Source organism: Mycobacterium sp., from assembly GCF_035314665.1.
GTDB lineage: Bacteria > Actinomycetota > Actinomycetes > Mycobacteriales > Mycobacteriaceae > Mycobacterium.
Genome location: NZ_DATFZD010000228.1, coordinates 1 through 8997, shown reverse-complemented (window position 1 = coordinate 8997; position 8997 = coordinate 1). Strand labels below are relative to the sequence as shown.

At 65.4% G+C, this 8997-nt stretch carries 7 protein-coding genes and 1 pseudogene; 2 read left to right on the top strand and 6 right to left on the bottom strand.

Annotated features, from left to right (window positions below; translation table 11 throughout):
- Positions 1-275 precede the first annotated feature (275 nt).
- Positions 276-689: a hypothetical protein gene (locus VKI00_RS16975; protein WP_324439356.1), complete on the top strand. Its 414-nt coding sequence runs from the start codon at positions 276-278 to the stop codon at positions 687-689.
- A 59-nt stretch (positions 690-748) separates the two neighbouring features.
- On the opposite strand, the gene alsS is transcribed toward VKI00_RS16975, so the two are convergent.
- The 5 genes and pseudogenes from alsS to VKI00_RS16950 all read right to left on the bottom strand — a co-directional run bounded on the left by alsS (position 749) and on the right by VKI00_RS16950 (position 7092).
- A complete protein-coding gene (gene alsS, locus VKI00_RS16970; RefSeq protein ID WP_324439354.1) occupies positions 749-2419 on the bottom strand; it encodes an acetolactate synthase AlsS in 1671 nt (556 codons plus the stop codon).
- 1 nt (position 2420) lies between these two features.
- A complete protein-coding gene (budA, locus tag VKI00_RS16965) occupies positions 2421-3146 on the bottom strand; it encodes an acetolactate decarboxylase (protein WP_324439358.1) in 726 nt (241 codons plus the stop codon).
- Positions 3147-3217: 71 nt separating this feature from the next.
- Complete coding sequence (gene fumC / locus VKI00_RS16960) at positions 3218-4660, bottom strand: class II fumarate hydratase (protein WP_324439353.1); 1443 nt, start codon at positions 4658-4660, stop codon at positions 3218-3220.
- Positions 4661-4671: 11 nt separating this feature from the next.
- A pseudogene (locus VKI00_RS16955) lies at positions 4672-5192 on the bottom strand (malic enzyme-like NAD(P)-binding protein); the annotation flags it as partial.
- A gap of 805 nt (positions 5193-5997) precedes the next feature.
- Positions 5998-7092, bottom strand: a complete 1095-nt coding sequence (locus VKI00_RS16950) for a cupin domain-containing protein (RefSeq protein WP_324439350.1) — start codon at positions 7090-7092, stop codon at positions 5998-6000.
- Between the two features lie 123 nt (positions 7093-7215).
- On the opposite strand from VKI00_RS16950, the gene VKI00_RS16945 reads away from it, so the two are divergent.
- Entirely contained in the window at positions 7216-8523 is a 1308-nt protein-coding gene (locus VKI00_RS16945) for an IS256 family transposase (protein ID WP_324439348.1), read from the top strand.
- 272 nt (positions 8524-8795) lie between these two features.
- Here VKI00_RS16945 and VKI00_RS16940 read toward each other — a convergent pair.
- Positions 8796-8997 (bottom strand): hypothetical protein (locus VKI00_RS16940; RefSeq protein ID WP_324439346.1); only part of this gene is annotated, 202 nt, incomplete at its 5' end.

Sequence of the window (8997 nt, the reverse complement as noted above, 5' to 3'; positions counted from 1 at the left end):
TTCGGAGATACGGGCAACCTCCGCACATCACGCCAAGTTGGCACGGCACGCCTTAAGCGGCCTCAGCCGCTTACGCCGCGGCTACAGCCAGCATCACTATCCAAGATGCCATAAGGTCGCGGTCAGGAGCCATGTCCAACTGCCCGCCTCCCCGGGGCCCCGATATTCCACCCGGCTCGGGACCGCCTTCTGGTGATCAGCCGGGGTGGCCGCCGCCGGGCCAGCAACCCCCGCGGGCCGGCCCGCCGCAACGATCGCGGACTCCGGTCGTGATCATGGCGGTCCTAGCTGCCGCTGTGATTGCCGTAGCTGGCGTCTTGATTTGGGTGTTCGCGTTCAAGGACAGCAATCCGTCGGAGTCGTCACCCGAGGACCAGATCAGGGCGCTTATGAAAAGCGTCGACAACTATCTCAACAACGCTGATGCCGCGGGTCTGGCGTCGCTGCTCTGTGACGCCCAACAGAATTCCCCTGGCCGTCACGTACACACGGACGCCCAGCTGCGCAAGCAGCGGGATGTGGTGGGACTCGAGACGTCATCGGTGACGGACATCAATGTCGCCGGCGACCACGCCACCGCCGGGGTGAGCGTCAGCTGGTCCAAAGCGCCGCAAGACGACTTGACGGAAACTGTTAATTTCGTTCGAGAGAACGGCGGCTGGAAAGTCTGTGGCGAAGCGGACAAGTAATCGATCAGGGTGCTCCGCCGACCCGACGTAGCAGGGAATTATCAATCCCACGCGCGTGGTCAATTCAGCACTCCTTCATGAAGCTGGGCGTACAGATCGATCGTGTGGCTGTAGTCGACGCGGATGTCGAGAATGGTGATTCCGGGTTCGTTCAGCGATTGTTTGAAGGCGTCTTCGAACTCCTGCATGGTGGTTACCCGGATCCCGGTGGCGCCGAATGCTGCGGCGTAGTGGACGATGTCGTAGTCGCCGAGCTGCACACCAGACTTGCGCCCGTATTTCATGACCTCCTGGAAGGCCACCATGTCATAAGCGTTGTCACGCAAGATGACGTGGGTGAAACTGAGCCCGAGCCGCGACGCGGTCTCCAGTTCCTGTGCACTGAAAAGGAATCCGCCGTCCCCGGAAACAGAGACCACATGGGTTCCGGGGCGCACCATCGCCGCCGCCATCGCCCAAGGGAGCGCGACACCGAGGGTCTGCTGACCGTCGGAGAACAGCAGACGCCGCGGCTCGTACACGCGGAAGTGGCGGGCCATGTAGATGTAGTTCGATCCGATGTCGCACGCGATGGTGGCATCGTCGTCGACGAGCTCACGGATCTTGAGCACCACGGCCGCGGGATTGAGCCCGATATTGCTCTGCGGGTGATTGCGTTCTTGCTCGTCGATGCGCTGCAGCGCCGCGCGCTGTTCGGTGGCCGCGGCCAGCGCGGCCTCGGGCAGACGCAGCCCGGACAGCCGCCGGGTCAGCTGTGCCACGGTGGCGGCGATGTTGCCGCGCAATTCCAGCACGGGCTGGTAGTGCCCGTCGATGTCGGCGGGCAGCTCATCGATGTGGACGAGGGTCCGTCCGGGATCGGTGTTCCACATCCGGGGGTCGTATTCCACCGGGTCGAAGCCCACCGTCACCACCACATCGGCGTGAGCGATGAGAATGTCGCCGGGCTGGTTGCGAAACAGCCCGACGCGCCCGAAGAAGTGATCCTCCAGTTCGTGCGACACCACGCCGGCGGCCTGGAACGTCTCCACGACCGGCAGGTCGGTGACGGCGAGCAGCTCGCGCAGCGCCGCGCACGGTCCCGGGTCGCCGGCGCGGGCACCGACAAACAGCACCGGCTGGCGCGCCGCTCGGATCAGACTGGCGGCGCGCTCAACCCCGTCTGCGGGTGCCGCGCCCAGTGCGGACGTCCGCGCTGGCTGGGTGATGGTGGCCGCGGTTGGCGCAGCGGCCACGTCGGCGGGAAGCACCACCGCGGCGGCACCACACGGGGCGGTGGTGGCCGCGCGGAGCGCGTTGGCGATCGTTTCTGCCACGTTGTCGGGATCATCGACCTCGCCGGTGTATTTGGTGAACGGCTTCAGCGCGGCCACGGCGTCCATCGTCTGGTGGGTGCGCTTGAGCCGGTCGGCGCGCGCTACGGCACCGCAGATCGCGACCATCGGGTCCTGCTCGGTGGTCGCGGTGACCAGGCCGGTGGCCAGGTTGGAGGTGCCCGGCCCCGACGTCACCACCGCGACGCCCGGGGTCCCGGTGAGCCGGCCGACGGCAGCGGCCATGAAGGCCGCGTTCTGTTCGTGGCGGCAGACCACCAGTCTGGGGCCGCCGTCCAGCAGGGCGTCGAAGACCGCGTCGATCTTCGCGCCGGGGATGCCGAAGACGTACTCGATGCCGTACGCCGACAGCGTCTCGACCACCCGCTGCGCTGAGCGGACTTTGTTGTCGGTCATGTCAACCTCCCTCGGTCTGCCGGATCTGGCTGTCGACATCCGCGGCGCTCAGATCGGCGCGGAGGAACTCCGTTGTGCGCTGCAAGCTGAGGTGCAATTCGGAGCGAATACAAATGTCGATGGTGCCGCGCGCCAGCCGGTAGTTCAGTGCGTGCCCGCCATGGCGGCGGTCCTTGTCGATGAAGTGCGCGTGGTAGCCGGCCACCGAGATGCCCTGCTCGTAGGCGGGGGTGCGAAATCCGGCCAGGGTGCCCGACACATCGGCGAACCGGACCTCGTGCTGTTCGTGGGTGGCCTCGGTGAACGGGTGGTACGGCTTGTGCTGGGCGGTGACGGTACGGGTGTGGATCTCGTTGAAGTCGGCGGTGATCCGGATGGCCACGATGAGGTTGGTGCTTGGCACCGTCTCGTCGATCATCGCTGTGAGCGCCGCAGCGTCACTGGGCGTGGACACGTCGATGGTGTGGTCGGCGTGAAACCAGGTGAGCACGGCGAACGGGGACAGTTCGGCAGGATCGGCGACCGTGGCGCTGCCGTCGCTTCGCAGCTGATAGCAGACTCCGTCGAGCACCAGCATCTCGCCGTCCAGCGCGTTGAAGGTGCCCAGGCCAAAGTCCCCATGGTGCAGTAACTCCCGGACGGTGACATCGCCCTCGTACACGCCGGCCAGCAGCGCACCCATCGTGGAGGTCTGATAGACCTCGTTCCTGTCGCCATGTGCCAGCATCGCGTGAACCCAGCGTCGAACCGCACTTGACGGAAAGTCGTTGGGGCTAACGGCGGCCACCGTGGATCTCCTTAGAACGGGCCGACCATTGCCGACGGATTGACGAAGCGGTCGAACTCCTCGGCGCTGATGAAGCCAGAGTCCAGGGCCGACTCACGCAAGGTCCGGCCGGTCCGGTCGGCATCGTGGGCGATCGCCGATGCCTTGTCGTATCCGATCACCGGTGACAACGCGGTGACGAGCATCAGGGACTGGTTCACGTACTGGCCGATTCGGTCCTTGTCGAGCTCGATTCCGTCGATGCAGAAGGTTTGTAGCTTCTCGCAGGCGTCGCCGAGGATCCGCGCCGAATGTAGGAAGTTGTTGATCACGATCGGTCGCATCGCGTTGAGTTCGAAGTTGCCCTGCGAGCCGGCGAAGGCGACGGCGGTGTCGTCACCGACGACCTGGATGCACACCATCACCATCGCTTCGCATTGGGTGGGGTTGACCTTGCCCGGCATGATGGAGCTCCCGGGCTCGTTGGCGGGCAGTTTCAACTCGCCGATACCGCAGCGCGGCCCCGACGCGAGCCAGCGGATGTCGTTGGCGATCTTCATCAGGCTCACCGCCAGTCCCCGCAGTGCCGCACCGGCGGCGACGATCCCATCAAGTCCGCCTTGGGCTTCAAACTTGTTGGGCGCGGTGACAAATGCTTTACCGGTAAGATCGGCGATTTCTGCCGCGATGTCGGCTCCGAAGTTGTGCGGCGCGTTCAGGCCCGTGCCCACCGCGGTGCCGCCGGCGGCCAGCCGGTACAGCTCGCCCTGGGCGGCGTCGACACGGGCGGCCGCCGTATCGACTTGGGCCGCCCACCCCGACCACTCCTGACCCACTGTCAGCGGCACCGCGTCCTCGAGGTGGGTGCGGCCGATCTTCACCACGTCGTTCCACTGTTCTGCCTTGGCGGCGATGGCCTGCTGCAGCGACCGCACTCTCGGAAGCAGGTGCTCCTGGGTTTCCAGCACCGCGGCGATGTGCATGGCGGTGGGGAAGCTGTCGTTGGACGACTGGCCCATATTCACATCGTCATTGGGATGAATCGGGGCCTTCGACCCCAGCTGACCACCCACCAGTTGAACGCAACGGTTGCTGATCACCTCGTTGACGTTCATGTTCGACTGAGTGCCCGAGCCGGTCTGCCAAACGTAGAGGGGGAAGTGCTCGTCGAGCTTGCCCGCGGTCACCTCGTCACAGACTTGCCCGATCAGTTCGGCTTTCCAGCCGGCAAGCCGTCCCGCGCGGGCGTTGACGCGCGCCGCGGCCTTTTTGACATAGCCGTAGGCGTGGTACACCTGCTTGGGCATCCGGTCCCTGCCGATGGAGAAGTGGATCAGCGACCGCTGTGTCTGCGCGCCCCAGTACCGGTCGGCGGGCACCTCGATCGCGCCCATCGAATCCGTCTCGCGACGCGTGCCGGAGGCATCGATGCCGATCGGGATGTTCAGTATCTGCGGCGCGTCGGCTGTCGTCATTTCTGCTGTCCTCAGTGGTATTCCGGTTGCCACATGGTGTCGGCGATGGCTTGGACCCCGTTGTCGGGCGTCTTGGTGGCCCCCCGTCGGACTGGGCGGCGGCGCAGAGCGCCTCGGTAACCACAGCTGACAAGGCGCGAAGGTTCTTCACGTTCGGCAGCAGTGCCACCCCCATGATCGTCGGATCAGTTTGGGCGGCAACGGCTTTAGCGGCGGCCTGCATCATTGCCTTGGTGACTCGCTGCGCGCCTGCAGCGATGACACCCAGCCCGAGTCCGGGGAACACCAGGAAGTTGTTGGCCTGCCCGATCTGATAGCTCACCCCGTTGTATTTGACCGGCTCGACCGCGATGCCGGTGGCCACCAGCGCGGCGCCGTGCGACCAGGCCAGCACATCGGCCGGCCTAGCCTCTATGCGCGAGGTGGGGTTGGAGATCGGGAACACCATCGGCCGCTCGGCGGCTGCGGCCATCGCCTCGATCACCTCCCGGGTGAACGCGCCGTGCGCGGTGGAGGTGCCCAGCAGGATGGTTCCTCGAGGCCAAAAGCCGTACCCCGATTGGCGCTGGGCAAAGTCAGCGCCTCGGGAATGCCGGGTGCGTGCCGTTTCACCACGGGCCTCCTCGTTTGTCCAAGGACCTGTTCCGTCAACAGGTTTCACGACCGTTAGGAGCAACTCGATCGGCACCGCGTGTGGGGACGACCTCATTGGCACCATCGTGGCCAAACATGCGCTGTACGTCTTTACCGCTAACGCCTATCCATCGATTCCGGTTGGCTTCAATGGTCCTAATTGCGGCTAGCTGGTAGCAGCAATCGGGAACCGACTAGTGGGCTGGCACGAGAGCAAATGGCCGGGAGCTATTCGACGCCGATGTTGGTGTTTTCGAAACGAAATCCGGTCAGCCGGGGGCGAATGGCTAGTGACGCTACTTAAGTAGACGGCTTGATGGACGGACGTATCGCGGCCAGACCACTTGATACATCGTGATACGGACATCGTGACATGCCCCCTTGGGAGGTGGTCGCGCCGATGCCAAAAATACGCTGATGAGCGTCATGGAACAAGAGGGTCCTACACGGTCTAGTGCAAGATCCCCGTCGCGCGGTGTAACAGCCCCGAAGCGCACACTCTCAGAGGCCGCACTGCTGTTGGGCAAGGTGTGTGGTTAGCGGTTCGACGAGATCAGGGGGCACCACCGAACCACCCCCGGATGGCATCATCCGACGCGCCCGGCTGTTACGGATTGAGCTCTGAACAAAGGGCCGCCATCGATGAACGCGAATGCGGAATCATGAACGGGCACAGCGAGATGGTCTGCGCCGGCGGGTGCCCGCTATGGCATGATCAGCGGCTTGTCCTTGCGCATGGCAGCGACGGTGTCTCGGTCGAGGTTGAGGGTGGCGGCCACCACTTGTTGCGGGGTCAGACCCAGCCACTGGTTGGCCGAAACGTCGGCGAAATGATCGCTACGGAACATCTCGAGCATCTGCACGGGTCCCTCGCCCACGTTCTCGAAGTAATGGCCGAAGTTGCGCGGGACGTAGCCGACATCGCCGGGGAGATAGTCGAAGGTTCTCGCTTTCCCGCCGGAGCCAAACACCGTCATCCGGGCGTGGCCTTTCATCCAGTACTGCCACTCGTCGTTGTTGGGATGCCAGTGCAGTTCGCGCAAAGCGCCGGGCTGGAGCTCGACAAACGCCGCGGCGATCGTCGAGGCGGCCGGGAAATTCGATGAATCGGTGATGCGCACACTGCCGCCGGGGACCTCGATCGGGTCTTGGGCGAGCATCCGGTGACTCATCCGCTCGGCCGTGCCGACAGGAGACCTGGTCGCCTCGATGTCGGCGACCAGCGCGCCCGGCACCTCGCCGGGGAAGATGTAGCGGGTGTGCTCGATCTCCCCTGCGGCCGGGATGTTGGCGAACGCTGACTCTGGGACCCCGAAGTTCTTGGCCAGCACGTGCTTGGGCGTGTGAGCGAACCAGTCGGTGACTAAGAAGGTCTGATTCTCAGAGAAGTTCCCATCGTCGAATACCAGGAGGAATTCGCAGTCCTCCAAGGCCTGAATCGAATGCGGAAAACCGGCCCTGAAGTTCCACAGGTCACCTCGACCGATGTCGTCGATGAAGTTGCGGCCTTGCGGGTCGATGGCGGCAATGCGGGCACTGCCGGCAAGCATGATCGCCCACTCGGCCTCGTTGTGCCAATGCAGCTCACGGTAGGCCCCCGCCTTCAGCCGCATGTTCACGCCCGCCAGCGTCGTCGCGACCGGCAACTCCCGCACCGTTACCTCCCGCGCCCAACCACCCGCCAACAGGCGGTTGTGCGCAGCGGCGTACGGAAACTTCAGGTTCGGAACGGTTCCCGAATCGGTCGGCGGCGCCCCCGGGTTCTGCAACCCAATCGGCACGTTATCCGGCCCCAGCACGGACGCCAGGTTGTCCCGGTTTTCGTGGAATTTGAGGTGGCGGTCCCTCACCTGAGGCCTGCCGGATGGTAGGTCTTCGGGTGAACCGCCAAGTACACCTCGAAGAAGGAGTAAGGGACCGCCATGAAGACCGTACCTACTGTTCGCCTCGCTGACACGACCGACACCGCCGGGTTGCCCGAGCTGCCGGAGGAGATCCAGCTGGCGATGACCGATATCGCCGGCGCCGCCCGGGAGGGCCTGCTGGCGATGAGCGTGGCCGCCGGGATGGCGGTGATGCAGGCGATGTTTGAGGCCGAGATTGCCGAGGCGTGCGGGCCGAAGGGCAAGCACGATGCGAGCCGGGCCGCGGTGCGCCACGGCAGTGGGCGCGGCTCGGTCACCCTGGGCGGGCGTCGGGTGGCGGTGACCCGGCCGCGGGCGCGCACCGTCGATGGGCACGAGGTGCCGCTGGCCGGCTACTCGCACTTTGCCGCCGAGGACTTGCTGACGCAGGTGGTGATGGAGCGGATGCTGGCCGGGGTGGCAACCCGCCGGCACGTTCGCACCGCCGAGCCGGTCGGCACCCAGGTCGACAAGGAGGCGAAATCGACTAGCCGCTCGGCGATTTCGCGTCGGTTCGTGCGCCAGACTGAGACCGCGCTGGCCGAGCTGATGGCCCGCGACCTGGCCGGTGAGGACATCAAGGTGCTCATGCTCGATGGGGAGCACATGGCTGAGCGGTGCGTGGTGGTGGCGCTGGCCATCACCGCCGACGGCACCAAGAAGCCGGTCGGGCTGTGGGACGGCTCCACGGAGAACAAGACCGTGGTGCGCGCCCTGCTGGCCGACCTGGTCGCCCGCGGGCTGCGCTTCGACGACGGGCTGCTGGTGGTGCTCGACGGCGCCAAGGCGCTGTCGGCGGCCGTGCGTGAGGTGTTCGGCGCCAAGGCCCTGATCCAGCGCTGTACCCTGCACAAGCGGCGCAACATCGCCGAGCACCTGCCCGACAAGGACAAGGCGTGGGTGGACGCCAAGCTGGTCAAGGCGTTCGGGCACCCCGACCCAGACACTGGGTTGCGCAACGCCAAACACCTTGCCGCGCAACTGGATAAGTACTATCCCGGCGCGGGCGCGTCGCTGCGCGAAGGGCTCGAGGAGATGTTCACCGCCGCTCGTCTCGGCATCGACGGCCGCCTCGCCAAGACGCTGACCACGTCCAACCCGGTCGAGTCGATGATCTCCATCGCGCGGGCCACCAACCGCAACGTCACCCGCTGGCGCGACGGGCAGATGGTGCTGCGCTGGACGGCCGCGGGCATGCTCAACGCCGAACGATCCTTCCGCCGCATCAAGGGATACAAGCAGATGCCCCAGCTCGTTGACGCCCTGCGCCGACACGCCCACCCCGACACCGTCACCGACGCCGAATCTGTCGGTGCCGCCGCCTAGAATCCACCATGGATCGTCACCCAAAATCCACGCGACTCGGGACATGCTCACGGACGCGCCGATCTCGCCACGAATAGTCGGCACCATGTCTTGGCCATCGGTTGTCATTGAGGATCCTCCTGTAGCGCAAAATAGGGTGGGCTGGGCGCACTGGGCCCCACTGGTGTGAGGTAGGTCAATAACCCGGCCGCCGCTACCAGGCAATCAGGAGCCCATCAAGCCCGTGCGCTGGCCACGCGAACGATCGAGGTTAGACAGTCGAAGGCGGAATGTCAGGGGCTGCACGCCGACTCAACGTCGCCTGCCTGCGCTGCGGTCCGCACGTCGTCGGGCGGGAAGCAGACAGGGAAGGTATCCGTGTTGGCGGCGGCGGCGGCGGGAGACGAATCGGTGTTGTCGGCAGTGACGACGGGCGAGGAGTCCGTATCGTCGGCGGCGGCGATCGGTGCAGTGGCGATCAGTGCCGCTGCCGGA

What these genes read in the sequence shown, in the direction of transcription:
- VKI00_RS16945 (WP_324439348.1), top strand. Translation starts at nt 7,216, where the DNA reads ATGAAGACCGTACCTACTGTTCGCCTCGCTGACACGACCGACACCGCC.
- alsS (WP_324439354.1), bottom strand. Translation starts at nt 2,419, where the DNA reads ATGACCGACAACAAAGTCCGCTCAGCGCAGCGGGTGGTCGAGACGCTG.
- fumC (WP_324439353.1), bottom strand. Translation starts at nt 4,660, where the DNA reads ATGACGACAGCCGACGCGCCGCAGATACTGAACATCCCGATCGGCATC.
- VKI00_RS16975 (WP_324439356.1), top strand. Translation starts at nt 276, where the DNA reads ATGGCGGTCCTAGCTGCCGCTGTGATTGCCGTAGCTGGCGTCTTGATT.
- budA (WP_324439358.1), bottom strand. Translation starts at nt 3,146, where the DNA reads ATGCTGGCACATGGCGACAGGAACGAGGTCTATCAGACCTCCACGATG.